The sequence below is a fragment of the Lentibacillus amyloliquefaciens genome (assembly GCF_001307805.1).
In the GTDB taxonomy this organism is placed as follows: domain Bacteria; phylum Bacillota; class Bacilli; order Bacillales; family Amphibacillaceae; genus Lentibacillus; species Lentibacillus amyloliquefaciens.
Window position 1 is genome coordinate 2792750 of record NZ_CP013862.1, and the last position, 25520, is coordinate 2818269.

The window sequence follows — 25520 nt, forward strand, 5'->3', positions numbered from 1 at the left end:
CCGGAAAACGCCGGCTAACTGACCATAAATGCTCGATTCTGTTCAACTAACATTCAAACGGAGAAAGTCATTCCGCTGAATAAAGTTTCACATTATCCTCCTTTTTGAACACGCGCTTAAATGAAAAATTCTGAAAAATAGAGCTCCTGAGTTTGACATCTTGGGAGCTTTTATAATATACTTAATTCAACAATGTTGAACAAAGAGAAACCAAATTGAATAACATAAGATGACAAAGGGAATAGAAATTATACAAGTAATTGTTTTTATTCACTCTTATTGAAAGCGCATTCAAATTTTTGCTGTTCGGGGTCTCATAATTTAAAAGGAGGGGTCATGATGGGGCGTTGGCCTGATTTTGTCCAGGTGAAGGAAGTCGGTCCGCGCGATGGGCTGCAGAATGAAAAGAAGCGGATTTCAACGGCAGATAAGGTTCAATGGATCAATACACTGTCCGAATCGGGAGTTAAGGAAATCGAGTATTCATCTTTTGTTCATCCCAAATGGGTTCCAGCCCTCTCGGATGCTCACGAAGTTGGAAAACGGATTAATCGGAATCCGGATGTCCGCTACTCGGCGCTCGTACCGAATATGAAAGGTTTGGATCTGGCACTCGAAGCTGGAATCGACGGCGCATCAGTATTCATGTCTGCAAGTGAGACGCACAACAAGAAAAATATTAATAAATCAATTGATGAAACGTATCCGGTACTGGAGGAAGTGATTAAGGGCGCAAAAGAAGCTGGAAAACATGTGACAGGTTATGTCTCGACGGTATTTGATTGCCCGTATGAAGGAAGAATTTCCCCGGAGCAGGTGCTAAGCGTTTGTGACCATCTGATTGAATCTGGGGTGGATGATCTTTCCCTTGGCGATACAATTGGTACGGCGGTTCCATCACAGGTGGATCAGCTGCTTTTAGAAATTTTAACGCGTTTTCCGAACGAAAAGATTATCATGCATTTTCATGATACGCGTGGTATGGCAATTGCCAATATTATGCGGTCGATGGAACACGGTCTCACCCGCTTTGACAGTGCAATCGGAGGGCTTGGCGGTTGTCCTTACGCGCCGGGGGCAGCCGGTAATGTGGCAACCAATGATGTGCTGTATCTTCTGAATGGTCTTGGCATTAAAACCGGTATGGACGAGGCGAAACTCCAGGAAGCAGCAATGTTTATTCAAAGCAAACTTGGAAAGTCATTGCCGAGCAAATCCCTGGCATACGCCGCCAGCCAAGGCTGAAATGTTATTGACACACAGACATGAATGCCTCACCCCCTTATGAATTTCTGATTGCGGGTGGGGTTTTTCCATGTGTTCAAGACCGAACAGATTAACGAACGATTTCCTGTTGCCATAATATAAGATTTCATCTATGCTATGATAGAGAAGACTGTATTTATAAGGCGAAAGGAGCGATTTACCATAAATCTTGAAACGATTGGCCAAAAGCTGAAGCAAGCCCGTTTAAAAAGCAAACACACGCAGCAGCAGATAGCAGATCGATGCGGTATCTCCAAAAGCCTGTTGTCAAAAATTGAAAATGGCCAGACATCTTCTGCGGTGGCTACATTATCGAAAATTGCAGAAGCACTGGATGTGCCGCTCTCATGGGTGCTGGACGGCCATCCTGAAACAGATTTGGTCGTGCTTCCGAAAGCAGAGAGAAGGCTCAGTGCTGATGATGAGAATATGGGGTATTCACTTGAATTGCTTGCAAGCCGTTCCCGTTTTTCCCGAATTGAACCGACAATCGTCCATGTGACACCAAAAGATTTTAATGATAGACAGGAACCTTACACGCACACGCAGGACGAATTCATATATATTGTTGAAGGCGCGATTGAGCTTTATTATGATGGTAAAAGGTATTATATGGAAAAGGGCGATACCGGCCATTTTAAAGGTGTTAAACCGCATCTTTTCATGCCGGTCGACAACGATGGTGCCAAAATTTTGACGGTGTTCATTGATGACTAAATGACTGTGTATTAAAAACACTTTCCTTATTAAGGTTTTTTTACTGGTATATGACACATTGTCATTTCCGGTTGACGTGTGACAGGGTGTCATATACGATAGCTAATAGAGTGTTCACATAAACGTATGCTGTCAGGAGTGAGATACCATTATGTTCATGACATACAGTTCTGATGAAAACTTGAGGCGGCTAGTCCGCGAGCTGCAGATGCAGGGAGTGAATGCTGAACTTTGCAAAAGACCTGAGAGAGTAGAATAGAAATGCGATCAACTTGTCTGCAAACATACATATGAGTGGGCCCGGCTAAGCAAGAAAAGCCTCATTAAGAATAAGATGGGGGCGAAATGATGCCGAAACAGACATTTTTTAATCTGCCGCATGAAAAGAAGCAAACGCTGATCCGATCGGCTGAAGCAGAGTTTTCACGGGTGCCGCTATATCAAGCCTCCATTTCAAACATTGTAAAAGAGGCGGGCATACCGCGCGGCAGCTTTTATCAATATTTTCAAGATAAAGAGGATGCTTTCTTTTTCCTGCTGGATGATCTGTCGCGTAAAAGGCAGGAAGTTTTTACAAATCTTTTAAAAAAATATGACGGTGATTTATTTGCTGCACTGGAAGAATTTTTTCAAATAGTTATTACTGAAGTGGAGAACTTGGATTTTATGCGCAATACATTTCTAAACATGACTTATAGAATTGAAGATTCATTTTTAAAAATGTTCAGCGGCCGCCAAAACGAAGAGCAGTTCAGGGAAGTCAGCTCACTGATTGATAAACGGAAGCTGAATCTGGCGAATGATGAAGAGTTGCACCATGTGATGAAGATCCTGAAATCGGTCGTTGTCCATAACTTTGCTGCGAAATTCGCCCGGAATTTAACGGACGAGGAGGCAATCAATAACTTTACAGTTGAAATGAAGCTGTTAAAAAAAGGCCTATATTACACGACAGAAATGTAACTGATGGGTCTCAATAAACCGAAACCCTTTAAGAGAAAATCCCTCACGGACCTGCTAAAGTGCGCATGAGGGATTATTTTTAACGGTTGTTATCCATTGTAAATTGCTGAAAGATGGTGTCATGTCTGTCTGGATAAACGTCGCGACCGGCAAGCAAATTGACGATTTTTATGTTCTTTTGAATAGCCAAGCCCAAGTTGGTGGCTGCGGTTCCATGAGAGTGCTCCAAATTCGTCATGGTAAAAAAGCGGTGATCCCGCTGATCATGGAAGACGAGCTGGTAATCTCTTGTCACTTTATAATGGTCCTCATCTTCCCACACGATTTTATCCTTGAAACGGTCATAGAACCATGCTGGAATATGTGGCTTATAGCCGGTTGCCAAAATAACTTTATTTGTTTCATAATCAAAGGAATTTTCCTTTTGCCACTGATGACAGCGCAATATATACGTGTCATTTTGTCTGCTTATATTTTTAACCTCAGTATTTGGCTGAATGATCACGGGTTGCGGCTTTTGGCCGATCGTTTTATGGTAAAGCGTTTCGTATAATTCCATTAATGTCTGTGGATTAATCCCCTTTCTGAGCGTTCCTAATGTGTCTAATGTGTCGAGTCGCTGCTTAAAGCCAAGCGAATGAAAATACGACACAAAATCAGGAGAGAAATATTCCTGGCCAAATTTAGCTTTCTCCAATTGAAATAGGCCACTGGAGCGGGTGAATAACGTGAGTTGAAATACGTTATTTTCCTGTTCTTTTAACAGATACAGAAAGACCTCTATGGCACTCTGGCCGGACCCTATCACTGTGATATGCGGGGATTCCACTAAGTTTTCTTTTTCATACATGTACCGATTCGTATGTAACACATCTTCATTATGATGTCCTGTCATGCTGTCCAGAACGAAGGGTTCACTGCCCGTTGCCATGGCTATATTTTTGGCGAAATATGAAAGTTGCTTTTCACTGGCGGTATCTTTCACGACCACCTCATAGTGAGGCTCGGCAGTGTTTTCATGGTCAATGACATCGATGACCTCATAACCGAAGTGGAGCTGTTCCAATTGATTTGCAACCCATTGCAAGTAGTGGTTATACTCCTGACGCGGAATTTGAAACTTGTTATAAAAGTAGAACTGGTACAGACGATTATGTTCATGCAGATAATTGATGTAAGTAAACCGGCTTGTTGGATCGGCGAATGTGACAAGGTCTCCTAAAAAGGGGGTTGTTAAATTCATCCGTTCAATTAACATCCCGGGATGCCACTCAAATTTTGGTGTCTTATCAAAAAACAGCCCTTCAATTTCTGGTGTATTGTCCAAAAGTGCTGCTAATCCAAGATTATAAGGTCCTATACCAACCCCGATAATATCGTACAATTTGCCGGGCATTTGGCCCACTCCCTCCAGACGAAATCTGGACATTATCATTCCCGTTTCATCAGGAGTTATGCTTTGTTCACGTGTGAAAAGCAATAACTGAAATCCCCCTGACTAAAATGGGCTCGGCTGATATTATCAGGTCTGCGCTGGTCGATGCCGCACCGGAGCGGCTCTATATCACCTTCAATCAAGGTCATTCGATATCCGTTTGTTCACTTTCCTGTGACTTTTCTGTCTTACTGATAATGTTCGTTCCGACAAGGTCGCCGGTGACATTTAAGGATGTAGCGCCCATGCCGACCAATACATCAATGGCAGTCAATAGCCCGACTGCTTCCATTGGCAGATTAAGTTGGGCAAACACGGTGGCGATCATGATGATGCCGGCCCCGGGAACGCCTGCGGTACCGATTGATGCCAATGTGCCAACCAGGACGACTTGCAGGACCTCTGCAAAGCTTAGCGGATCCCCAATCACATTTGCGGCAAAGACAGCTGAGACGGCTATACGGATTGCAGCGCCGTCCATATTGACCGTTGCACCAAGCGGCAGGCTGAACCCATACAGGCTTTTCGGCAGGTTCAATTCACTGGCAGCATTGAGTGTGAGCGGCAGTGTGCCGGAACTGCTCTGTGTTACAAATGCTGTAATCATCGGTGTGCGCCCATGCTTGAAAAATGATGTAATATTGATTTTGAAAAGCAACATGAACAAGACATAAATCAAAAGGTGAACGATGATGGCGATATAAAAGACACCTACCATGCTCCCCAGCTCGACCAATGTGTCAGCGCCCTGATTTCCGACTACTTCTGCAATAATGGCAAAAATACCGATGGGGACGTATTGAATGATAGCTTTCATGATGCTCAGGGTGGCTTCATTCAGTCCGTCAATGACCTTATACACGGTTTCACCCAGTTCCTGATTTTTCTCGGATGAACGGAGTGCCGAAATCGCAATCCCGAATGCAAGTGCCGTGAAAATAATACCCAGCAGGTTCGGTTCGCTGAAGGCGGAGATGATATTATCCGGGACGATGTTCAGTAACACACTGACGACACCCGGGTTCTCCGGTACTTCAAACGATTCATTTGTATCCAGTGTCATTCCGGTCCCTGGGTTGAAAATGCTTGCGACAGTAATCCCCACGGTAATGGCAAACGCTGAGGATATTATGTAGTAGATAAATACTTTTCCGCCCATGCGTCCAAGGTCGCCCAGTTTTGTTTGGTTCACCCCGACAATCAGCGTGAATAAAATCAGCGGCACTATCAGAAATTGCAATAAGCGCAGCAGCAAATCACCAAATGGTGCAAGAACGGCAGCATCTTCACCGAAAATCAGTCCAATCAGAACACCCAAGACAAGTGCGACGGAGATCTTTTTAATCAATGATGCCTCTATATAGCCTCTCCACAATGCTTTCATCGTTAAATCTCCCTTTTAATTATGATTCCAATATTAATCGAGGTTGCTGTGTTTAAACATTATCTTGATTAGACCGGGCTGTCAAAAGTATTGTTTCGCCTGTAATAATAACGAAGCCATGCTCCATCGAACATAGCTTTATCCCGCATGTAAAGGACAGTAATCCGCCCAGGAACGGCGGTTAACTGTCCCTAAATGTCCGATTCGTTCATCTCGAGGATTCAATTTATTTTCACTTCTCAATAAACATCTGTGTCCAGTAGTTGCCATCAGCTGAATACCCTACGCCAATGTGAGTAAAGGATGCATCAAGGATATTTTCCCGGTGCTTTTCATTGTTCATCCAGGCATTCACGACCTGTCTCGGAGATTGCTGGTCTCTGGCAATATTTTCTCCGGCTGATTCAAATGTCACATTGAATTCTTTCATCATGTTAAAGGGAGAGCCATAAGTTGGGCTTGTATGGGAAAAATAATTTTTTATCTGCATGTCTTCCGATTTCTTGCGCGCGACCCGACTCAATGGCTTGCTTGTTTTCAAGTCGGACAAGCCGTGCTGACTTCGTTTTTGATTCGTTAATTTAATGACTTTAAAAGCATATTCGCCCATGGTCAGCTGGGAAGAAGGCTGCTTATTACTTTGTTCGTCCTGTGCTTGAGGGGTCTGGTTTGATTCCGGCACAGATTGCTGTTCCGATTGATTGCCTGTATCTGCTTGATCTTCTCCCGTTTGATGCCGGGCTTCCGATTGATCCTCATCCGGCTGCAGCCTATTCTGCCTTTGCCGGTTTCGTTCCTGGATTTCTCGATCCTGAATTCGGCCGGGGTCTCTTGCATTTCCGCTGAGCGGTCCCCGGTTATGCGTTTGGCCATTAAACCCATCAAAGTCGTCATTCGGGTAGCCTTCCCGGAAACCGGAATTATTGTCAGTTCCTTCGTCAAACCCGATTTTTTGCGTGCCCGGACCTGCTCCATCACTGGATGAATCTGTCCGTGTCGCAGAAATTGGAAGCTGGTTCTCATCCACATCCGTATGTGATTCATATTCCGGGCTGCATGCCGCCAGAAGCATAATGGCTGTTATCGGAATGAAGAGCGTTTTAATTAACTTCATCTGTTGACTCCTTTTTTGCTTAATTTTCCACCCCCTTGTGTAAGTTTATTGATGGGGATGTGTGGTATATCTTCTAAGGACCGCTTTCGGACAAGCCTTCCAGATCAACATTTTGCTCATGATTCATTTCATCAAGCGGGAAGATGGTTGCGCTGGTTTGATCAGAATTTATTTCTTTTAAATAACAGGGAAACCGTGAAAATTTACGTTTATCATGGTGATGGAATTTATGATTTCCTGTGCGCGGTACCGATCCATAAAATAACTCCTTTCAAATCAGCCTCACGTTTATTTTTTGCCGGCTGATAAGGAATATGCGAGGATGTATTAACCATTTTACAGATTGTTTTCACTGACGGATTAGCTTAAAATTGGTGGCAGACTGTTAGTACGTTAAGGTGGTGCAGCTTATCGGTAGACTTGGTCTCTTTTTTTCAGGCCCGGGACAGACGTATTCAAATTCAGCATTTATTGATCAGTATATAAATGATTTTGGCTGGTCACGCACGGCAATCAATCGGATCAGCAATCTGTGCCGGAATCAAACCAGACCCCTCAAGCACACCTGGTTGCTCAATGGTTCGTGAAAAAAAGAGGCCGGGCATTCAGCTTCATGACAATGGGAAGCTTTATCAGTGCGATGTGAAACCGGCAAAAGCAGAATAGGCTGCAGCCGGATGAGGATCAATCGGAAGCCCGGCATCAAACACATTTTTCATAATTATACACCGGTGCTGCTCGCCTCACTCATATTTCCAATCATTGGGGTCATTTGTGCTGTAACGGCACGACGACCGCAAAAGAGCAAGTTGCAAACAAACTAAACTAAAAGCGGTGATTGTGAATGTTAAAAGATACCGGGGAGCGTGTCATCCCCGAAAAGATGAAAGCAACAGATGAAATGCTTATGGAACATATGGCAAGGTATTATTTTGCTGTTGAATATGTTTATGGACGTGTGCTTGATATTGCCAGCGGGACGGGGTACGGCACACAGCTTCTTGCTAAAAAAAGAAAAGGAATTGTCGATGAGGTCGTCGGGGTTGATCTTGAGACGGAGGCGATAAAATACGCAAAAGGGGCATACCACCATCCTAACGCCACGTTCATCGAAGGCGATGTCACAGACTCGGAACTGCCGGAAAAATTGGGACAGTTTGATTGCATCGTCAGCTTTGAAACGATTGAGCACATTGCGGACGAGGAGCAGTTTTTGGCTAATATTTATAATCTGTTGAAACCAGGCGGGAAGCTTATTCTGTCAACACCGTTTGGCAAAGGGCGCGGCAAGTTGTGCGGGTCGCCCTTTCATGTCCATCAGCTCTCTGTGGATGAGTTTATGGGGTTATTTCCTGATTATGCATCAGCGGTGTTTTACTTTCAGAAGGGCCCTCTGATTGAACCGGCTAATCGTACAGATGACCGGCATTTCCCCCTTGGAATTGCTGTTTGCCGGAAGTAGATGCACTGCCAGGGGTGAAATCCCGAAGTTCGAGTCAAAGTTCCCGAAGTTCACAGGCGAAACCCCGAAGTTCACGCAACAATTCCCGAAGTTCACAACTAAAATCCCGGAGTTTACAAATCCGAACATCATTAAAAACCCTGCCAGGGCAGCTTGCCTTGGCAGAGTTTTTGTGAAATTTATTTGAAGAGCAGGACGTCACCGACTGTGTTGTCTTGACTTTTTCCGATAACACGGAATTTCAAGCCGTATTCCGGCACATTGCGTCCGGCATCAACTAAGCCGGGATTGCTCCAGTCAGCCTGATCGTTAAACAGTGGTGTGCGTTTTGTATAATTGTCTTTCATGGTGACATTTTGCAAATTCAAGTAATCCAAGTACATCTTATCGGTTTTCTCAAACGTAAACGCTGCATCATGCAACTGATAACGTGTTGGTCCGACAGAATGATCGCTCCATTCAACAGCGCGCTGATCGGCATCGACCACGCCAAGGAAACCGTCACCCGGATGCTGGCCTGTCCAGTTGTTATCATACGATTCGTCAACATACCAGACAACAAGACCATCGCCATAGGTCATTAAGCTATCACCGCGGCGGATGTTGGCCAGACCTTCATCAACACCATTGTGCGTGCGCCATTCAAGCAGATAATAATGATCGGTGTAATAGGTTCCATCATGTTCGACAAAACCGTTCAAACCAAATTGACTATCATCTTCTGCGCCGTCTGAGAAAACTTCTTCTCCGTCAGCCGTTACAGCAACGTTATCGAAGAAGATACCGTCAAGGTTTGTTGCCCAGTCGGTCATGGAACGGAACTGAATTTGGATTTCCTGACCGGCATAGTCACTGATATCAATGGATTCATGGATCCAGCCGTCACTAGAGCCGGTATAGCCAGGCAAATTTTCTTTAATGGCCGGGTAACCGTTTGGATCGATTGTATCGGTCGTGCGTTCACTGGACAGTGATTCCCACGTTTCGCCGCCATCAGTTGATACTTGCGCCATTGCAAAATCCCAGTTCGATTCAATGTTATACCAGGTATCAAAGTCGAGTGTTGCGCTAGTTGCGCCCGTTAAATCAACGGTTGCTGTCATTTTATTGTCCATTTCATTGCCTTTGCCGCCGTAGTATGCGTTCTCACCGGAAGCGGGCGTTGTGAGGACGTTTTCTTTCTCTGGCAGGTCAACTCTGACAGCATCATTGTTTGTTCCTTTTGTAACACCTTCATCAAGCAGGACGCTTGTCCCGTTTTCTGTAATCTCATCAGCATGAATCGTTGTTCCGCTCAGCCAGTTGCCGCCATGATTGGTCTGCAGCATTTCTTTAGCGTACGGGCTCATGCCGGGCGGTTCAGTTCCCGGCACATCACCGGCCCAGCTGCCGCTTGCCATCAGTGACCAGTAGGCAACTGCTTCACCTTCACCAGTATATTGTGTGTCGTACTCATCAGGAAGCCCCAGGTCGTGGCCGTATTCATGGGCAAACACGCCGGCTGCACCATCTTCAGGCTCGATTGTGTAATCCGAGGCACCCAACACACCGCCAAAGCGGTCACTGTCTGACTCTGCTCCCGGTACAGCAACAGGTCCTTCTGAGTTCAAGTTCCAGCGATGTGACCAGATAGCATCAGCGCCAAGTGCACCGCCGCCAGCCTCTTCACCGACACCGGAGTGGATAACCATCAGATGGTCAATGATGCCATCCGGTTCGTCATAGACGCCGTCACCGTCATAATCATTGCGATCCCAAACGTCGTAGTCACTTAAGTCAACATTCGGATCTTCAGAAGCTTTTACCAGCGCTTCATATACTAATTCACGCGGACGGATATCACTGCCATCAGCTGTCGGATAGTTTCCGCCGTAATAAGTCGCAGGATTCTCCGCTGTATACCAGCCGGCAATTTCACCGTCAACCGTATAGCTTCCGCCTGATTGTTCTTCATAATACTGTTTCATGGATACCAGATTTTCACCGTTTGGCCCTTCATAGCCGTTTTCACCAAAAATCATATTTTGGAAATGTTCATCGGTATAGTCATCATAGTACATGTCCGTTTCTTCCGGCTGAATGGAGTTCCGTGAATAATCCGGAAAATCGATTGCCAGAACGAGAACTTTATCTTCCCGCACGTCGCCGTTATATGTTTCTTCATCAACCGAATCGACTTTGTTCTTTTTGGCATGGCCCAGTTTATTGCCCTTGCCGTTCGTGAGCGGGTTGTTGTTTTTCTTTTCGTTATGTTTCATTTGGGCATCTTCAGCAGTTGCTTCGTTGGCTTTCATTTTCTTGCCGCTATTTGCCTTGGTTTGTAAGTATTTTTTAAGTGCCTTTTCTGCTTCTGCCGGAGTGGCATCTTGTGAGATAGTTCCTTTTTCTTTAAGCATCTCGATCAGCTTTTCATCATTGGCAACGCCCATATCAACCGGCGAGCCTAGTGATGAAGGTATTTGGTTTTGCAGTTCAGCATTTGCATTGCTCGCTTGTTCTGCACCGACCGGCAGTCCGAGGCTTAATGTAAGTGCTGTTGCAGCAGATAGAATAAATCCCTTTTTCATTCCCGTAAAAACCCTCCTGGAATTATGGTTTGATTAATCCACTATTAAAAATAATTCCTCCTTTCGCTAAAATTAATAGAATATGTCAATCATATAATTCTAAACAAAAATTGTAAATATTTTGTAAAGTATATAACAAAAAATCCACCATTAGACCTATTTAAAGACTAGGTATTTTGGCTCATATAGGCTCAAAACGTTTATGGGAGGGTATTTCATTTTCAAACTGTTTTGCAGCTTATAATGCTATATGACATTTGTCATATCCAATGCCTGACATTTATGACTTCTATAGCTTGTTTGTTTTGGATACCATATGGGTTAGGATGATTAACATTACATATCTTTACCTGGGAGGCGGTTATGAGTAAACAAAAGCAAGCTAATTTAAAAAAACATGTTGCAGCCTTTGCTGTATCTGATAAGAAAGCAAGTATCCTGCAACTTATCAATACGATACTGCCGTTTTTCCTGATCTGGTTTATCGCATATCAAAGTTTGTCTGTTTCAATTTGGTTAACCCTTGCACTTACGGTTGTCGCGGCAGGATTTGTCGTTCGTATTTTTATTATTTTCCATGATTGTACACATGGTTCCTTTTTCAAAAATCCCAAGGCAAACCGGATTGTGGGTACGATTACGGGAATCATTACGCTGTTTGCTTTTGAAAAATGGAAGCGAAGTCATGCGATTCATCATGCAACCAGCAGTAATCTGGACAAACGCGGCACCGGTGATGTGTGGGTGATGACGGTTGAGGAATATGCTGATGCTTCCTTTTGGGGAAGACTGGCTTACCGTCTTTACAGGAATCCGATTGTCATGTTCGGGTTAGGCCCATTCTATCTGTTTCTCCTATCGAATCGTTTTAACCGAAAAGGTGCTAAACGGAAGGAACGGATCAACACGTATATCATCAATGCTTCTGTTGCAGTCATCTATGGTCTGTTAATATGGGCGATCGGCTGGCAGGCTTTTCTCATTATCCAAATGCCCATTATCTTTATAGCGGGGTCCCTGGGTATCTGGCTGTTTTATGTCCAGCATCAGTTCGAGGATTCTTACTTTGAAAATGAAGATGAATGGGATTTTGTAAAGGCTGCGGTGGATGGCAGTTCCTATTATAAGCTGCCGAAGATTATGCAATGGATGACTGGCAGTATCGGCTTCCACCATGTACACCATTTAAGTCCAAGAGTACCGAACTATCATTTGGAAAAGGCGCACGAATCCACGCCGTCTTTAAAGAAGGCCACAACAATTACGCTGGCCTCCAGCTTAAAATCAATTCGATTTCGATTGTATGATGAAGCAAGCAAGTCATTTGTAAGCTTTAAAGAAGTAAAAGGGCTCCTGCGTAAAAGGAACCGGGCAAATACACATTTGCAGGAAAATTAAATTCATTAACGAAAGATCCTCTATATTCATGGTATAGGAGGGTCTTTTTTTCTGGTATACTTAATTTAGCCGGAAGGAGGAGGATCCTATATGCAGAACTGGTATCATATCATTCCAAAAAATACGGGACTTAGTATTTATGCGTGGATTATTTTTTGTGTTCTCCCTTTTTATTTTATATTTCGGACATCCGGAACATGGGAAATTATTTTCGGGATTTTAATGATATTCTTGTTTTTTACGGCCTACAGGGTATCCTTCCTTTCAAAAGGCTGGACGGTTTATTTGTCCGTCAGTATTGAAATGGTCATAAGCATAGTGATGACAATATTATTAGGCTATGTTTACTTCGCCTTGTTTCTGGCGTTTTACATTGGGAATTTACAACATAAAGTACGTTTTATAACACTATATGTCGTCCACCTTGTTACGACGATTGCAGCTGTTACAGTTGGTTTTTTTACACAAAACGACATCTTCCTCTCACAGCTTCCGTTTATTGCCTTTAGTGTCATTGGTGTGATTCTCCTGCCTATAACCCTTTATCAACGTAATAAGCGGGAAAGGCTGGAAAGCCAATTAAGGGATGCTAATCAAAAACTTTCCCAAATGGCAGTCCTCCAAGAACGTCAGCGCATTGCCCGTGATTTGCATGATACATTGGGGCAGAAGCTTTCCCTTATTGGATTAAAAAGTGACTTGTCCGGCAAATTAATCGATGTAAAACCTGACAAAGCTAAAAGTGAAATCGATGATATCCACCAAACGGCACGGACAGCATTAAAAGAAGTCCGTGAGATGGTTTCCGATATGAAAGGCACAAAGCTGGAAGATGAAATGACCCGTATCCAACAAGTATTGAAAGCAGCCAACATTGAATTTCATTTGGATGGGAGCCCGCAATTGAAAAAAACACCTCCACTGGTGGAAAATGTATTAAGTATGTGTTTGAAGGAAGCTGTCACAAATGTCGTCAAGCATAGCAAGGCTGTAACTTGCCATGTGACGGTTGAACAAACGCCGGAGAAAGTGCGTATTCAGGTGCAGGATAACGGTCTCGGCATGACGGACCATAAAGATTCTTACGCAGAAAACGGCCTTCAAGGAATGAGAGAACGGCTGGAATTTGTGAACGGGCGTTTGGCTGTTGCATCGAAAAACGGCACAATACTTACCATTCAGGTGCCAAGTGTGCTTCATCGTACTGAACAGGAGGGCTTGTCATGATAAACATTGTGATTGCTGAGGACCAAAGTATGCTGCTTGGGGCTTTGGGGTCATTGCTTGAGTTGGAAGAGGATATGCAAGTTGTCGGTAAAGCCAGGAATGGTGAAGAAGCACTGGCATTGGTGGAGCGGAATGAGCCCGATATTTGCATCATGGATATTGAAATGCCGGTGAAAAGCGGACTTGATACAGCAGAAAAATTAAAGGATCACCCTTGTAAAGTGATTGTTTTAACAACGTTTGCACGTACAGGCTATTTTCAACGGGCACGTAAAGCCGGCGTTGACGGTTATTTATTAAAAGACAGTCCGAGCGAAGAATTAGCCAGTTCGATTCGCACGATTATGGACGGCAGGCGGATCTATGCACCCGAGCTGATTGATATGGTATATGACAATGAAAACCCGCTGACCGAAAGAGAGACACAGGTGATTAAACTGATTGCTGACGGTGAAAATACAAAAGAAATCGCAAGCCAACTTTATTTAACAAATGGCACTGTCCGCAATTATGTTTCGGTGATACTTGATAAATTGGAAGTGACAAATCGGATTGAAGCCATTTCAAAAGCGAAAGAAAAAGGCTGGCTCACATAATTTTGCTGTATAAACAAAGCCCCTGATTCAAAAACTAGGGCATGAAAGGGGTGCAATCATGTCTGAGAAGAACAACCAATTCAAAGAAAATAAAAACCATGGTGAGTTTCGGAATGGCCGCAAGAGTCAATATAAAAACAGCAGTGTGCATGGCAAACAATTAAACGAGTACGTCAGTAAAAAAGAAGATTAATTTTTTTTCGGTGGACGAAAAATCAAGATAAGCGGTGTGATCCTCAAAACGTCACACTGCTTTTTTTATAGGAGGCCTCCAGCGATGAGTAAAGGGATGTTTCTTGATCGTGATGGTGTCATCAATGAAGTGCTGACGAACCGGGTCAAATTTGTCAATCAACCGCGTGACTTTCACCTGTTAGAGGGAGCCGGTGAAGCAATTAGAGTTTTCAATGATTTGGGCTATTACGTCTTTGTCGTAACCAACCAGGGCGGTATTGGACTGGGGTATATGCAGGAAGCGGCTTTGACAGAGATACATCATAAAATGAAATCAGATCTGGAGACGTTTGGTGCATCTATTGACGATATCGCCTATTGTCCGCATAAACCGCACGCCGGCTGCCCCTGCCGCAAGCCGAAGCCGCAGATGATTCTCGATCTGGCTGAAAAACACCAGATTGATTTGTATCAAAGCTATATGACAGGTGACCGGAAGCCGGATATTGAAGCCGGGAAACAAGCAGGTGTCAAAACGGTCCTCCTGGGCGGTCGGGACGATGAAACCACCACTCCGGATGCGTATTTTTCCGATCTCCTTGCATTTGCAGACTGGCTGAAAAAGCAGTAATAATTTTTCATGGATTTATCGTTTCGGGGAAGACTAATTCTTGTTGCAAAAAATTACGAACGAAAGGATGAATCTGCATGAAAGGTTTCATTTTTTTAATGGCACTTTCCCTGATGTTATCTACGAGCGTGCCATCTGCATCTGCTTTTTATAAAGGGTTTGCCGAAGACCTGCAGCAGGAAAGACAGTCCGAAAAATCGAAAAAAGAGACATATCATCATATTTTCCTGAAACTTCAAGCAGAGGAGCTTGGGATTGAAACAGAAGGAAAAGATAAAGAGCAGCTGCACAAGGAAGTTGCTGAGCGAAAGATTAAGCAGTCAGCAAAAGAGAAAGGCGTTGAAACAGATGGTAAAGATGTCAAAGAATTGGCCAAAGAAGTCCATCACGCCGAGGTAAAGGAAAAAGCAGAGGAATTGGGAATCAAAATAAAGGGTAAAGACCCCCAATTACTTGCCGAAGAAGTCTATGAAAAATTGCTCAATCAGCGGGCAAAGGAGCTTGGGGTTGACCCCGCCGGAAAGGATATCGAAGAACTGAAAAAAGTTGTGATGGAAGCGTCAATTAAACAAAAAGCAAATGCATTAAATATTAAAACGGAAGAAAAAGATGTCGGGGAACTGAGAAAAGCCATCCACGAAAAGAAAATTTTTCAGACGGCTGAAGAGTTAGGGATTAACACTGATGGCCGGAATGCTGAGAAATTGCTTGATGAAATTATGACAAAACATGCAAAGGAAGCAAAGAAGCAGAAATTGTATCCGTTTGAAAAAAAGGAAGGAGTACTCTTTCAAGGGCATCATATGGGTGAAAAATAGAAGATTCTTCTAACTTTCTGCACATATTGGTTGATGTATATATCAGAATATTCTATATTTAATGTAAAGGGAGCGGGAGAATTTATGGCAAACTGGCTCACAACATTAGACAGATACACCTCAGGAAGGTTTTGAACTGGCTTTGACATTATCCAGGAAAGGGGTGGCTTACACGCAGCCTTCAGCTGAGGTGCGAAATAAGTTGCGTCCGGAATATGCTGAACATCCGGACAGTCTGACAATGGCTTCGCACGTTGTAGCTGTTCATTTTCAAACAGTTGCAGCAGCTAATACTGAAAATGACAAACGGAAAGATCTGCAAAGGCCAAATCGCAAAGCCGGTCTGGCCTTTTGGTTTAAATCACCACTGCAAACGCGGTGTGAAAGGGGCAATGGAATATGAGTGAAAAGGCAACAATCAAAGTAAACGACAACGGACCTTATCTGGTGAAAGGTGAGGTGGAAATGGTCGATGCAGAAGGAAATGTTTTTGAAACGAAAAAAGCATTTTCCATTTGCCGCTGCGGCCATTCGAGCAATAAGCCGTTCTGTGATGGCACCCACCGTAAAGTCGGCTTTGAAAGCGAGGTACGTGCGGATTAAGACTCCTCGTGAACGCGTATTTGATCCAGTTTTAGAAACAGCATAGTTGTCATCATCCCCTCGTTTTGGAATAATATTAATGTATGGATTAATTCTAATCATGAGGAGTGGGATACATGAAAGTCTTAGTGGTAGGCGCAAATGGTCAAATTGGACAACATATTGTAAAACAGTTGCATAATAATGATAAACATACAGTTCGGGCGATGGTCCGGAAAGAAGAACAGGCAGAAGAGTTGAAGAAAAATGGCGTTGATGCTGTTATTGCCAACCTTGAAGGCAGCAAGAAATCGATTGTCAAAGCAGCAAAGGGCTGTGAAGCAGTTGTTTTCACTGCAGGCTCAGGCGGCAGCACCGGTGCTGATAAAACATTGCTCATTGATTTGGACGGCGCTGTCAAATCAATTGAAGCGGCCGAAGAAGCGGGTGTGGATCGATTTGTGATGGTGAGTGCATTGCAAGCCAATAACCGTGAAAAATGGAATGAAAAAATCAAGCATTACTATGCGGCCAAGCATTATGCTGACAGAATGCTCGCCTTAAGCAATCTGAATTACACAGTTGTGCGCCCGGGCGGCCTATTGACCGAAGAAGGAACAGGGAATGTCACGGTTGCCGAGAATCTCGATGAGCGCGGCTCTGTTCCGCGTGAAGACGTGGCCAGAGCAGTGATTGTCTCGCTGACGGAGGAGAACACGTATAAACGCGGGTATGATCTGGTCTCCGGTGATACGGCAATTGCTGATGCTTTAGGCGACCTGTAAGGAGCTGAGCGACACCAAAAGCCGATGTGCTTTTGGTGTTTTTTGTGTTAAAGGTTGTATAATGAGTCAAGAGGTGAATACATATGTCAAAGAAAATCATAATCGACTGTGATCCAGGCCATGATGATGCGATGGCGATCATTCTGGCAGCTTCCGGTGTCAGTGATTTGCAAATTGAGGCTATCGCAACGGTAGCCGGCAATGTTGGTGTGGAAAAAAATACGAAGAATGCACTGCGCATTTGTGATCTCGCCGGCCTGGATGATGTGCCGGTTGCAATGGGAGCCAGCCGGCCGCTGGTAAGAGAGCCATTTGAGGCATCTGACGTACACGGCGAAAGTGGTCTCGATGGAACGGGTTTGCCGGAAGAGCCGGTCAAACGTTTAGCTGAGGGACATGCGGTTGATATGTTAATCGAAAAATTAATGGCATCTGACGAAAAAATTACCCTGGCACCAATCGGTCCGCTGACAAATATTGCGATGGCTATAAGGAAAGAACCGCAAATCGTCACAAAAATCAGGGAAATCGTACTGATGGGCGGCGGCACGTATGGCAACCGGACACCGGTAGCTGAATTTAATATCTATGCGGATGCTGAAGCGGCCAAAATCGTGTTTGAGTGCGGCGCACCGATTACAATGTTCGGACTTGATCTCACGCATCAGGCACTCGCCACCCCAGATATACTCGAAGCCCTGCAAGCGATCGATAACCCTGTCGCTGCTGCTGTTACGGATATGGTTGAATTTTACGCAGGTGCGTATAAAGATAATTTCGCCGGAGCCGCTTTGCATGACCCTTGTCCGATTGCTTATTTAATAGACCCTTCAATGGTTGAATTCCAGCCGGGGTGATTGATGTGGAAACACATGGTGAGTTCACATATGGCATGACGGTTGCAGACTTTAAAGGAAGAACGAATAAAAAGCCAAACGTGCAGTTTGCCACTCGCCTTAATCAGGAAAAATTCTGGGAGCTGTTTTTGGAAGCACTGAGGGCTTACTAAACGTTCTTGTTTACCCCGGCAAGCATGAGATAGCGAAACTTCAATCAGTGGGGGGTTCTCCTACCCCACTTATCCTGCTTTATTTACACTGTAATGCTGTCCAAAGCAAATAAGTAAATAAATCATTGGGAACACTTGTTCTTTTAAATGGTTCGTGCTATTATGTTTATAGTGAAGACACCCCGGTATTCCGCTTCATAACCCACAAAGGATGTGCTGAAATGCAATTAGCCACAGTGGTACGTGAACAAACAGAAACCTCCGACTACACGAAACATGATCTCCTATTCAAAGATCTCATTCAGACATTTTTCAAAGAATTCATCGACATATTTTTCCCGGATGTTCACAGACATATTGATTATCATCACACGAGAATGCTGTCCGAGGAAATGCACACAGATTTGCATGATGGTGGCACCCGCAGACTTGATGTCGTTGTTGAAACAAAACTAAAGGGCGAGGATTCCATTATCATCATCCATGTTGAACCGCAGAGTTACCGACTGCCGGAATTCAATGAACGGATGTTTCATTATTATAACTTGCTGTACAATAAGTATCGCAAACCTATTGTACCGATCGCTGTTCTTAATCCTGACAAAACACGTGATGAACCGGTTACCTTCACGCAGGCGTTTCCGTTCTTTCATATACTTAATTTTTTGAAACTGGAGCTCAGGAAAAAGAATTGGCGTGACTACATCAAATCAGATAATCCCGCCGCTGCAGCATTGCTCAGCAAAATGTGCTACACGAATGAAGAGCGCGTTGAGGTAAAGAAAGAATTTTTGCGGATGTTAGTGAGAATGCAGTTAAATTCGGCCAAGGAGTATTTGATATACGGCTTTTTTGAAAGTTACTTGGATCTAAACGAGAAGGAGGAGGAAAAATTGCGCGAAGAGATTGGCAAAATTGATGACGGAGTAAAGGTTATGGAGCTCACGATTTCTTATGAAGAGAAAGGGAAAAAAGAAGGCAAGCAGGAAGTAGCAATTGAGATGCTGAGAAAGGGTGCTTCAATCCAATTTATCACCGAGGTAACTCACCTTGAAAAACAGGAGATTGAGCGGTTGAGAAAAATGTTATAACAGTAATCGACCTGCTGTTATGAGCGCACCAGCGATCACTTTAATTCTTGGATCATTGGATTAAAATCTGATTTCCAAATAAATGAAAACATTTGAATGTTTCATTCGTATGAAAAATGAAGGATTTTCAAATAATTTTGTCGAAATAATCTATTGCCACATTTTTAAAAGAGGAGAAATGATATGTCTGATTTCACTGTAAACATATTTCAGCATAGGGGTAGCTCGTATCAAACCGGGTTTAATCTGGGGCAGCAGTTGACTGGCAGCCGAGTCCCACAGATGTTTGAAAACATCACTCGACCGGCAATTGATGCAGGCAATATGAAGGAAATTTACCGGATATTTGCACCACATATGATTGATGAGCTGGAAGGATTGGCGGACGGGCTGAACATTTCCTGGAAAAAGGCAGTAGCACTTTTCGGTGGCTATAATGTCCCGAGACCGCCAGCGCTGGGGTGTTCAGCAATGCTTACGGATAGCTATTATGTGCGGAATTATGACTTCACCCCTGATCTTTATGACGGCTATTTTAGTCTGATTCAGCCGAAAGCAGCGTTTGCATCAGCCGGGTATAACCTTCAGGTAATCGGCAGGCATGAGGGTGTCAATCAGCACGGGCTTGTTGCAGGACTCCATTTTGTGAGCAACAGCGGCTATACAACCGGTATATCGGCGTGGATGGCTATTCGAATGCTGCTTGATACGTGTGCAACTGCCTCTGAAGCAATCAATATGCTAAAAGAAATGCCGCATGCCGCGTGCTACAACTTTTCAATTGGGGATAAGCACGGGAATACTGTTGTTGTGGAGGTAACGCCTGATAACGTTGAAACGCGGTGTGCACCATCATTTTTAAAGTGCACCAACCATTTTCAAAACAAATCACTTCAGCATAAAAACAGGCCTGTCATCAATAATTCTGTTGATCGGCATACATATATAAAAACGATGGATGAGAAACATCTTATGCATGAAGAAGCGTTTGAACATTTCCGGGATAAGACCTCACCGCTTTTTTATACGGATTATGATGGTTTGTTCGGCACGCTCCATACTTTCTCATATAGTTATAAGAACGCGAGAATATTGACATCTATTGCCCAGAGTGATCAGGTGCTCGACATTCACTTTGATAACTGGGTTGCCGGGAATAATATCTCTGAGGAGCAGCTTCAGGGAATAATTAAGCAATCGTCGAAATAACAATAAATTTCCAACTGGTATCCCGTTATTACATAAACTTAGATTGTTTAGCTGAGGTGATGTTTTGTGGATCATGTTGCACCGGAACCGAGGTTTTGGATAGAGTTGTTAGGTCTTTTAGCTTTTATGTTTCTGCTGATATCCGGGTTTAACCTGATTTTGCGAAAGGTGCTAAGTGTTAAACGGAGGAAGGTTTTTTCAAACGATTATGTGAATGACCAGCATAAAAAAGGTGACAATTTTTTCAGGATTATTTCGGTGATTGCTGTCATTCCGATTGTTATAATAATGCCCCGATCTACTATTGTTCTACTGTGGGTTCCGATTGCCATTACCGCTCTTGGCGAGATATTCCGTGCGTTTATAGAGTGGAAATACAGGGGGAGACGAATGATTACCTATACACGATTTTCCAGATGATATTTCTACTGACGGTTTTTTATGTTGTGATTGATACCCAAGGACTTGGATTGTTTGAGTTTTAAGAGGATCGTATCAGGTGGAGATTCGCTGTTTAATCCAGTAACTGTACTGATAGAATATGAACCACTTTTTAATTTCAAGGGAGTTTTAAATATGAACCAAGCTAAAATAGGTATCGATGCCGGGGGAACACTCATTAAAATAGCTTATTGTCAGAACGGCAGTATAAACTATCGATCATTTCAATCGAAATCTATGGAAGAGGCTGCATTATGGATTACGCAACACTTTGAAAATCCTACGATATGCATAACCGGCGGAAAAAGCGAAGTACTGGCGGAAAAACTGAACACTCAGCCAAAAATCATTCTTGAATTTGATGCAACCGCTCAGGGTATTACATATTTGGCAAGCCGGCAACAACAATCTATCGGAAACAATTTTCTATTTGTCAATGTTGGGACCGGAACGTCGATGCATTACGTCCAGAATGGCAGGCAGGAGCGGGTCGGCGGATCCGGTATCGGCGGAGGCACGCTGCTAGGTCTTGCTTTTTTAATGACAGGCATACAAGACTATGAACAAATCGTTCAGAATGCAGCTGAGGGCAACCGGGAAAATGTTGACCTGAAAGTAAAGGACATTTTCGAAGGAGCAATCCCGCCGATTTCCGGAGATCTGACTGCCAGTAACTTTGGAAAAACAGAAGCAATTGTGAGCGAACGGCCCGCTGATGAGGATATTTTAGCTGCCATGATCGGCTTTGTCGGTGAGGTTCTTGTAACCATCAGCAGCCAAATGGCAGGCCAGTATGATGCGGATACAATTGTTTATGTCGGCTCGTCATTCCGTTCAAACCCGCTGTTGCAGGAAATTATTGAAATGTATGCCGGAATGATTGGAAAAAAGCCGGTATTTTTAGATCGTGGGGAATACAGTGGGGCAGTCGGAGCGCTATTAGCACTTGGATAAATGTTCGTTTGAATTTTAAGAGCCCTGCCGTTTTGGATGTGCGCTTAAATCTTAATTTGGTATAATAGTATCGTGTGAAAACGGGAAAAGATTTTAAAAGCAATTTTATTTAAAATGTAATAAAGCAAAATGGCAGGTGTAAATATAGTATGACGTTAGAAGGAAGCATTCCGGCTATTATCTTTTTTATTCTATTTATTATCATTGCGCTGGCTGCCAGTTATCTTTATGGCTGGAAAATGATTGAAATGACAGGCTTTTTTGCTTCTCAGGCAGTTATCGCAAGTATTATTAATCTATTTTTATGGGCCTGTGCGGTGTTCGGCTGGTTTCTCTATACGACAGGAATCAGCGAAGAGCTGTTTTTTGGCGGATTAGTGCTGATGGGGGTGCTGCTGGTTATCAGTGAAGCATCACTTATCATAATGCTATTCCTCCAGCGGGATAAATTTATCATTCACAGGCGAGAAGACTCCCACTTCAATTTTAAGAAGGGCGACAGCCCAAAATAAGTGGGAGATGAATCGCCTTTTTGCGTAGCAAAACTTTGAAGTAGCGAAAACCAAGCAAAGTAGGGCGTGTGGTGAGTCCAACGTACAAGATATTTTGGTTTCACCGTAGGGACTATGGGTAGAGCCTACTCAAAACTTTCGGTTACGAAGGTGTTCGTAGAAATCTCCCACTTCAAACAGTTCGTATACAATTAATGCAGCACTAGAAACGTACAAGCCACTATAGCCAAATGCAGGAACCATATAACCTAATAGGAATGGTCCTACTTCTATACCAAGATCCAAAAAAAGAAATATGTTGAGGTAGCTAATCCTATTCGGTGTGGTGGTGTTACTTTTATGGCAAGTGTTTGAATGGCAGACTGGAAATGAAATTGCCGTACCCGAATCCAATTAATACAGCAGCGATTAAGAAAACAACACTGGAATGGGCTTGGCTTAATAGGTACATTCCTAATGCAAATGCGACTAAGGCTGGGTCGGCTACACTATTACCTCCTTTAATATCCATCAGCCTTCCTGTAAATGGACGAGAAACTAAAACAGCAACGCATACACAAAGAAGAACATACTACCTGCCCCTATTAAATTAATTTCTGCGGCATAGGTTGTGACAAATGATAATATACCGGAATAGGCAATAGCAATTACGAACATCACGATAGAAACAGGTAATGCTTTTGGTTCCAAAAAGTTTGATAGTCATTTTTGTTTCCATTTTTAATGTTTGCGATAGGTAACGGAACCCGTTAGACTGAATGCCCTCTTTTTTAATTCAAATCAAGCGACTGCTTTGTCCAAGATTGAACTTTGGCAATAAGCTCAGGATTGTCGGATAACTTTTCGCCATATGAAGGAATCATTTCTTTTAATTTTGGCTTCCAGTCATTAAGTTGTTGTGGGAAACATTCTTCAATTAAACTAACCATATCTGAAACTGAAGTTGAAGCACCTGGAGAACCACCAAGTAATGCCGCTAAGGAACCATCTTGACTTCGTACAACTTCTGTATTACTAAATTGAATTGTTCCTTTGCCCTCGGATGTATCTTTAATTACTTGTACACGTTGTCCTCCCACTTTCAGTTCCCAATCTTCATCTTTTGCATTAGGGAAAAATTCCCGCAGTTCTTCCATTCGTTCTTTTTTTGATAGTCTTAACTGTTCGATCAAGTATTGTAATAAAGACATATTTTTTGTGCCTGAAGCAATCATCGTGATTAGATTATGCAGTTTCATTGAGGCAAACAAATCCATGTTTGAACCTGTTTTAAGAAATTTAGGCGAAAAACCGGCAAATGGTCCGAAAATCAATGTTTGTTTACCATCAATAAATCGTGTATCCAGATGAGGAACAACGATTAACGGAGCACCCTCTGGATTCTTGCCATATACCTTCGCAAAATGCTGTTCTATCACCTCGGGATTATCACATTCCAAATATTGTCCACTGATTGGAAATCCTCCAATATGTTTTCCCTCAGGAATTTGAGTTTTCTGTAGTAAAGGCAAGCTACCGCCACCAGCACCAATAAAAACAAACTTCGATGTGTGTGTTCCAATCGCCCCGTTGCGGTCCCGAACTTTCAATTCCCATTGGCCGTCTTTGGTACGATTTATATCTTCTACATTATAATTATATTGGATATTTACATTTTTATTTTCTAAGTGATCACACATTGCACGGGTGAGTGCGCCATAATTGATGTCCGTGCCATCATCAATTTTTGTCCCTGCGACAGGTTCATTGGTTGAGCGATTTTTCATCATAAGCGGAAACCATTCTTTTAGTTTACTTGGGTCATCCGAGAATTCCATATCTTTAAATAACGGGTGCTTAGACATAGTTTCGAATCGTTTTTTTAAAAATGCGATGCTTTTTTCCCCTTTTACAAAACTGAGATGAGGCAACCCTGTGATAAAATTATGTGATTTTCCGATTAAATTGTGATCAACCAAGTAAGCCCAGAGTTGTCTTGACAATTGAAAACGCTCATTTATTCTGATTGCGGCATCCATATCAATGGTGCCGTCAGGTTGTTCGGTCGTATAATTCATTTCGCATAATGCGGCATGTCCTGTTCCTGAATTATTCCGTTCGTTCGAGCTTTCTTTCCCGGCTTTATCGAGCTTTTCAAAAATGGTAATCTTCCAATCTGGTTCTAGTTCTTTAAGCAATACTCCCAAGGTAGCACTCATAACCCCAGCACCAATTAAAACAACGTCTGAAGTGGCTGATTTTTCATTCATATAGATCCTCCTCATAATAATCTGGTGATTTAGTTCGTCATAGCGATCATTCAATTATTCCATTTATAATATTATCAGCAAAACTTTCTCCTTTGATCCTGGATTATAGACGGATGAAAAGAGAAACTTTAAGATAAGTTCACTTTTAAAACAGTTGAAGAACAGGTCATCCTACGACCGGGTTATTTAGAAAAGCTTTACGGTTTGTAAAGCCTGGATGAAAAATTTCAATCGATATACTCTGCTAATAAACGGTCAACATTTATCAGATGTTCACTCATTGCATTTTGAGCATCGCCAAAATTTCTGGATGTAATAGCTTCAAAAATACGTTGATGTTCTTCAAAGAGTGATGCTCTTTTTTCACTGGAATATAAAACCAGTCGACGTGTTTCCCGCATGGATTCAACTACAATATCGGACACACTTGACATCAAGTTTATCAGCATTTTGTTATGTGTTGCATTTACAATTGCGAAATGGAATTCAAGGTCGGCTTTTTCACCAAGTTCGCCCTTTCCCTTCGCATCATACATTTTCTGTAATGCTTCTTTCATTGGAATTAAATCTTCTTCCCGGTGATTAATTGCTGCTTGGCCAGCCGAACCAACTTCAAGAATTTTCCGTACCTCGGATAACTCTTTGATGTCTTCGCGCTTCAGCAGTAACGCAGTGGAGACAGGGAGTGAAAATTGTGAAGCATCAAACTCGGTAATATAGGTTCCTTCACCTTGGCGCGTTTCCACTAAACCGATGGCACGCAACCCGCTTAATGCTTCCCGAACAGCTGAACGGCTCACATTATAGCTTTTCGCTAGTTGTTCAACTGAAGCTAACTTATCGCCCGGAGAAAGCTCACCGGATTTTAACATGTTAATTAATGAATCTGAAATTTCTTCATATGTCTTTCTTATCTTAATTGGTTTGACTTCCAAG

The 25520-nt window shown here is 43.1% G+C and carries 29 protein-coding genes and 1 pseudogene; 21 read left to right on the plus strand and 9 right to left on the minus strand.

Going from position 1 to position 25520, the window contains the following annotated elements:
- The first annotated feature begins 339 nt into the window (after positions 1–339).
- The 3 genes from AOX59_RS14120 to AOX59_RS14130 all read left to right on the plus strand — a co-directional run bounded on the left by AOX59_RS14120 (position 340) and on the right by AOX59_RS14130 (position 2946).
- The gene (locus AOX59_RS14120) at positions 340–1245 is read left to right on the plus strand and encodes a hydroxymethylglutaryl-CoA lyase (RefSeq protein ID WP_068446529.1); all 906 of its coding nucleotides are present in this window, start codon (positions 340–342) and stop codon (positions 1243–1245) included.
- A gap of 138 nt (positions 1246–1383) precedes the next feature.
- Positions 1384–1983: a helix-turn-helix domain-containing protein gene (locus tag AOX59_RS14125; RefSeq protein ID WP_068446531.1), complete on the plus strand. Its 600-nt coding sequence runs from the start codon at positions 1384–1386 to the stop codon at positions 1981–1983.
- A gap of 345 nt (positions 1984–2328) precedes the next feature.
- Positions 2329–2946 carry a TetR/AcrR family transcriptional regulator gene (locus AOX59_RS14130; protein WP_335338748.1) on the plus strand — a complete coding sequence of 206 codons (618 nt, stop codon included), beginning with the start codon at positions 2329–2331 and terminating at the stop codon, positions 2944–2946.
- Between the two features lie 79 nt (positions 2947–3025).
- On the opposite strand, the gene AOX59_RS14135 is transcribed toward AOX59_RS14130, so the two are convergent.
- From AOX59_RS14135 to AOX59_RS20335, 4 genes are all read right to left on the minus strand, one after another.
- Positions 3026–4342, minus strand: a complete 1317-nt coding sequence (locus AOX59_RS14135) for a lysine N(6)-hydroxylase/L-ornithine N(5)-oxygenase family protein (RefSeq protein WP_068448373.1) — start codon at positions 4340–4342, stop codon at positions 3026–3028.
- A gap of 184 nt (positions 4343–4526) precedes the next feature.
- Entirely contained in the window at positions 4527–5765 is a 1239-nt protein-coding gene (locus AOX59_RS14140; RefSeq protein ID WP_068446535.1) for a dicarboxylate/amino acid:cation symporter, read from the minus strand.
- Between the two features lie 232 nt (positions 5766–5997).
- Positions 5998–6879: a CAP domain-containing protein gene (locus AOX59_RS20330; RefSeq protein WP_068446537.1), complete on the minus strand. Its 882-nt coding sequence runs from the start codon at positions 6877–6879 to the stop codon at positions 5998–6000.
- A 177-nt stretch (positions 6880–7056) separates the two neighbouring features.
- On the minus strand, positions 7057–7137 hold the full coding sequence (locus AOX59_RS20335) for a small, acid-soluble spore protein, H family (RefSeq protein ID WP_237049436.1): 81 nt from the start codon (positions 7135–7137) through the stop codon (positions 7057–7059).
- A gap of 140 nt (positions 7138–7277) precedes the next feature.
- Here AOX59_RS20335 and AOX59_RS20750 point away from each other — a divergent pair.
- A pseudogene (locus tag AOX59_RS20750) lies at positions 7278–7522 on the plus strand (MFS transporter); the annotation flags it as partial.
- Positions 7523–7723: 201 nt separating this feature from the next.
- Entirely contained in the window at positions 7724–8341 is a 618-nt protein-coding gene (locus AOX59_RS14150) for a class I SAM-dependent methyltransferase (protein ID WP_068446540.1), read from the plus strand.
- 179 nt (positions 8342–8520) lie between these two features.
- Here the strand turns inward: AOX59_RS14150 and AOX59_RS14155 are convergent, their stop codons facing one another.
- Entirely contained in the window at positions 8521–10908 is a 2388-nt protein-coding gene (locus tag AOX59_RS14155) for an immune inhibitor A domain-containing protein (RefSeq protein WP_068446541.1), read from the minus strand.
- A 363-nt stretch (positions 10909–11271) separates the two neighbouring features.
- Here AOX59_RS14155 and desA point away from each other — a divergent pair, with 363 nt between their 5' ends.
- The 16 genes from desA to AOX59_RS14225 all read left to right on the plus strand — a co-directional run bounded on the left by desA (position 11272) and on the right by AOX59_RS14225 (position 22335).
- Positions 11272–12306 (plus strand): Delta(5) desaturase DesA, encoded by a 1035-nt coding sequence (gene desA / locus AOX59_RS14160; protein WP_068446543.1) that lies wholly within the window; start codon positions 11272–11274, stop codon positions 12304–12306.
- Between the two features lie 90 nt (positions 12307–12396).
- Complete coding sequence (locus AOX59_RS14165) at positions 12397–13533, plus strand: sensor histidine kinase (protein ID WP_068446545.1); 1137 nt, start codon at positions 12397–12399, stop codon at positions 13531–13533.
- On the plus strand, positions 13530–14129 hold the full coding sequence (locus AOX59_RS14170; protein ID WP_068446547.1) for a response regulator transcription factor: 600 nt from the start codon (positions 13530–13532) through the stop codon (positions 14127–14129). The genes AOX59_RS14165 and AOX59_RS14170 overlap by 4 nt, the downstream gene beginning before the upstream one ends.
- A 58-nt stretch (positions 14130–14187) precedes the next feature.
- Positions 14188–14322, plus strand: coding sequence for a hypothetical protein (locus AOX59_RS20495; RefSeq protein ID WP_257720689.1), 135 nt, complete (start codon positions 14188–14190; stop codon positions 14320–14322).
- Positions 14323–14406: 84 nt separating this feature from the next.
- Complete coding sequence (locus AOX59_RS14175; protein WP_068446548.1) at positions 14407–14934, plus strand: D-glycero-alpha-D-manno-heptose-1,7-bisphosphate 7-phosphatase; 528 nt, start codon at positions 14407–14409, stop codon at positions 14932–14934.
- Between the two features lie 77 nt (positions 14935–15011).
- Positions 15012–15752, plus strand: coding sequence for a hypothetical protein (locus AOX59_RS14180; protein WP_068446551.1), 741 nt, complete (start codon positions 15012–15014; stop codon positions 15750–15752).
- A 163-nt stretch (positions 15753–15915) separates the two neighbouring features.
- Complete coding sequence (locus tag AOX59_RS14185) at positions 15916–16155, plus strand: hexameric tyrosine-coordinated heme protein (protein ID WP_237049437.1); 240 nt, start codon at positions 15916–15918, stop codon at positions 16153–16155.
- On the plus strand, positions 16152–16355 hold the full coding sequence (locus tag AOX59_RS14190; RefSeq protein WP_068446553.1) for a CDGSH iron-sulfur domain-containing protein: 204 nt from the start codon (positions 16152–16154) through the stop codon (positions 16353–16355). The genes AOX59_RS14185 and AOX59_RS14190 overlap by 4 nt, the downstream gene beginning before the upstream one ends.
- Positions 16356–16471: 116 nt before the next feature.
- Positions 16472–17119, plus strand: coding sequence for an SDR family oxidoreductase (locus tag AOX59_RS14195; protein WP_068446555.1), 648 nt, complete (start codon positions 16472–16474; stop codon positions 17117–17119).
- Between the two features lie 83 nt (positions 17120–17202).
- Complete coding sequence (locus tag AOX59_RS14200; protein WP_335338749.1) at positions 17203–17976, plus strand: nucleoside hydrolase; 774 nt, start codon at positions 17203–17205, stop codon at positions 17974–17976.
- A 5-nt stretch (positions 17977–17981) separates the two neighbouring features.
- Complete coding sequence (locus AOX59_RS20615) at positions 17982–18128, plus strand: hypothetical protein (protein WP_335338750.1); 147 nt, start codon at positions 17982–17984, stop codon at positions 18126–18128.
- 221 nt (positions 18129–18349) lie between these two features.
- Entirely contained in the window at positions 18350–19219 is an 870-nt protein-coding gene (locus tag AOX59_RS14205; protein WP_068446557.1) for an RpnC/YadD family protein, read from the plus strand.
- Between the two features lie 183 nt (positions 19220–19402).
- Positions 19403–20428, plus strand: a complete 1026-nt coding sequence (locus tag AOX59_RS14210) for a C45 family autoproteolytic acyltransferase/hydrolase (RefSeq protein WP_068446559.1) — start codon at positions 19403–19405, stop codon at positions 20426–20428.
- A 66-nt stretch (positions 20429–20494) separates the two neighbouring features.
- Positions 20495–20848: a DUF4181 domain-containing protein gene (locus AOX59_RS14215; protein WP_068446561.1), complete on the plus strand. Its 354-nt coding sequence runs from the start codon at positions 20495–20497 to the stop codon at positions 20846–20848.
- A gap of 156 nt (positions 20849–21004) precedes the next feature.
- Entirely contained in the window at positions 21005–21823 is an 819-nt protein-coding gene (gene coaW / locus AOX59_RS14220; protein WP_068446563.1) for a type II pantothenate kinase, read from the plus strand.
- 149 nt (positions 21824–21972) lie between these two features.
- Complete coding sequence (locus AOX59_RS14225; protein ID WP_068446565.1) at positions 21973–22335, plus strand: hypothetical protein; 363 nt, start codon at positions 21973–21975, stop codon at positions 22333–22335.
- Between the two features lie 337 nt (positions 22336–22672).
- Here the strand turns inward: AOX59_RS14225 and AOX59_RS19760 are convergent, their stop codons facing one another.
- The 4 genes from AOX59_RS19760 to AOX59_RS14235 form a co-directional block, all read right to left on the minus strand.
- Complete coding sequence (locus AOX59_RS19760; RefSeq protein WP_156418711.1) at positions 22673–22846, minus strand: hypothetical protein; 174 nt, start codon at positions 22844–22846, stop codon at positions 22673–22675.
- A 26-nt stretch (positions 22847–22872) separates the two neighbouring features.
- Complete coding sequence (locus AOX59_RS20045; protein WP_169792880.1) at positions 22873–23025, minus strand: hypothetical protein; 153 nt, start codon at positions 23023–23025, stop codon at positions 22873–22875.
- Between the two features lie 80 nt (positions 23026–23105).
- Positions 23106–24584 (minus strand): malate dehydrogenase (quinone), encoded by a 1479-nt coding sequence (mqo, locus tag AOX59_RS14230; RefSeq protein WP_068446567.1) that lies wholly within the window; start codon positions 24582–24584, stop codon positions 23106–23108.
- Between the two features lie 227 nt (positions 24585–24811).
- Complete coding sequence (locus AOX59_RS14235; protein ID WP_068446570.1) at positions 24812–25519, minus strand: FadR/GntR family transcriptional regulator; 708 nt, start codon at positions 25517–25519, stop codon at positions 24812–24814.
- Position 25520: the final 1 nt, after the last annotated feature.

Bases quoted from the DNA above. Each gene is read 5' to 3' on its own strand.
- AOX59_RS14120 (WP_068446529.1), top strand. From the start codon at position 340: ATGGGGCGTTGGCCTGATTTTGTCCAGGTGAAGGAAGTCGGTCCGCGC.
- AOX59_RS14125 (WP_068446531.1), top strand. From the start codon at position 1,384: ATGATAGAGAAGACTGTATTTATAAGGCGAAAGGAGCGATTTACCATA.
- AOX59_RS14130 (WP_335338748.1), top strand. From the start codon at position 2,329: ATGATGCCGAAACAGACATTTTTTAATCTGCCGCATGAAAAGAAGCAA.
- AOX59_RS14135 (WP_068448373.1), bottom strand. From the start codon at position 4,342: ATGCCCGGCAAATTGTACGATATTATCGGGGTTGGTATAGGACCTTAT.
- AOX59_RS14140 (WP_068446535.1), bottom strand. From the start codon at position 5,765: ATGAAAGCATTGTGGAGAGGCTATATAGAGGCATCATTGATTAAAAAG.
- AOX59_RS20330 (WP_068446537.1), bottom strand. From the start codon at position 6,879: ATGAAGTTAATTAAAACGCTCTTCATTCCGATAACAGCCATTATGCTT.
- AOX59_RS20335 (WP_237049436.1), bottom strand. From the start codon at position 7,137: ATGGATCGGTACCGCGCACAGGAAATCATAAATTCCATCACCATGATA.
- AOX59_RS14150 (WP_068446540.1), top strand. From the start codon at position 7,724: ATGTTAAAAGATACCGGGGAGCGTGTCATCCCCGAAAAGATGAAAGCA.
- AOX59_RS14155 (WP_068446541.1), bottom strand. From the start codon at position 10,908: ATGAAAAAGGGATTTATTCTATCTGCTGCAACAGCACTTACATTAAGC.
- desA (WP_068446543.1), top strand. From the start codon at position 11,272: ATGAGTAAACAAAAGCAAGCTAATTTAAAAAAACATGTTGCAGCCTTT.
- AOX59_RS14165 (WP_068446545.1), top strand. From the start codon at position 12,397: ATGCAGAACTGGTATCATATCATTCCAAAAAATACGGGACTTAGTATT.
- AOX59_RS14170 (WP_068446547.1), top strand. From the start codon at position 13,530: ATGATAAACATTGTGATTGCTGAGGACCAAAGTATGCTGCTTGGGGCT.
- AOX59_RS20495 (WP_257720689.1), top strand. From the start codon at position 14,188: ATGTCTGAGAAGAACAACCAATTCAAAGAAAATAAAAACCATGGTGAG.
- AOX59_RS14175 (WP_068446548.1), top strand. From the start codon at position 14,407: ATGAGTAAAGGGATGTTTCTTGATCGTGATGGTGTCATCAATGAAGTG.
- AOX59_RS14180 (WP_068446551.1), top strand. From the start codon at position 15,012: ATGAAAGGTTTCATTTTTTTAATGGCACTTTCCCTGATGTTATCTACG.
- AOX59_RS14190 (WP_068446553.1), top strand. From the start codon at position 16,152: ATGAGTGAAAAGGCAACAATCAAAGTAAACGACAACGGACCTTATCTG.
- AOX59_RS14195 (WP_068446555.1), top strand. From the start codon at position 16,472: ATGAAAGTCTTAGTGGTAGGCGCAAATGGTCAAATTGGACAACATATT.
- AOX59_RS14200 (WP_335338749.1), top strand. From the start codon at position 17,203: ATGTCAAAGAAAATCATAATCGACTGTGATCCAGGCCATGATGATGCG.
- AOX59_RS14205 (WP_068446557.1), top strand. From the start codon at position 18,350: ATGCAATTAGCCACAGTGGTACGTGAACAAACAGAAACCTCCGACTAC.
- AOX59_RS14210 (WP_068446559.1), top strand. From the start codon at position 19,403: ATGTCTGATTTCACTGTAAACATATTTCAGCATAGGGGTAGCTCGTAT.
- coaW (WP_068446563.1), top strand. From the start codon at position 21,005: ATGAACCAAGCTAAAATAGGTATCGATGCCGGGGGAACACTCATTAAA.
- AOX59_RS14225 (WP_068446565.1), top strand. From the start codon at position 21,973: ATGACGTTAGAAGGAAGCATTCCGGCTATTATCTTTTTTATTCTATTT.
- AOX59_RS19760 (WP_156418711.1), bottom strand. From the start codon at position 22,846: ATGGATATTAAAGGAGGTAATAGTGTAGCCGACCCAGCCTTAGTCGCA.
- mqo (WP_068446567.1), bottom strand. From the start codon at position 24,584: ATGAATGAAAAATCAGCCACTTCAGACGTTGTTTTAATTGGTGCTGGG.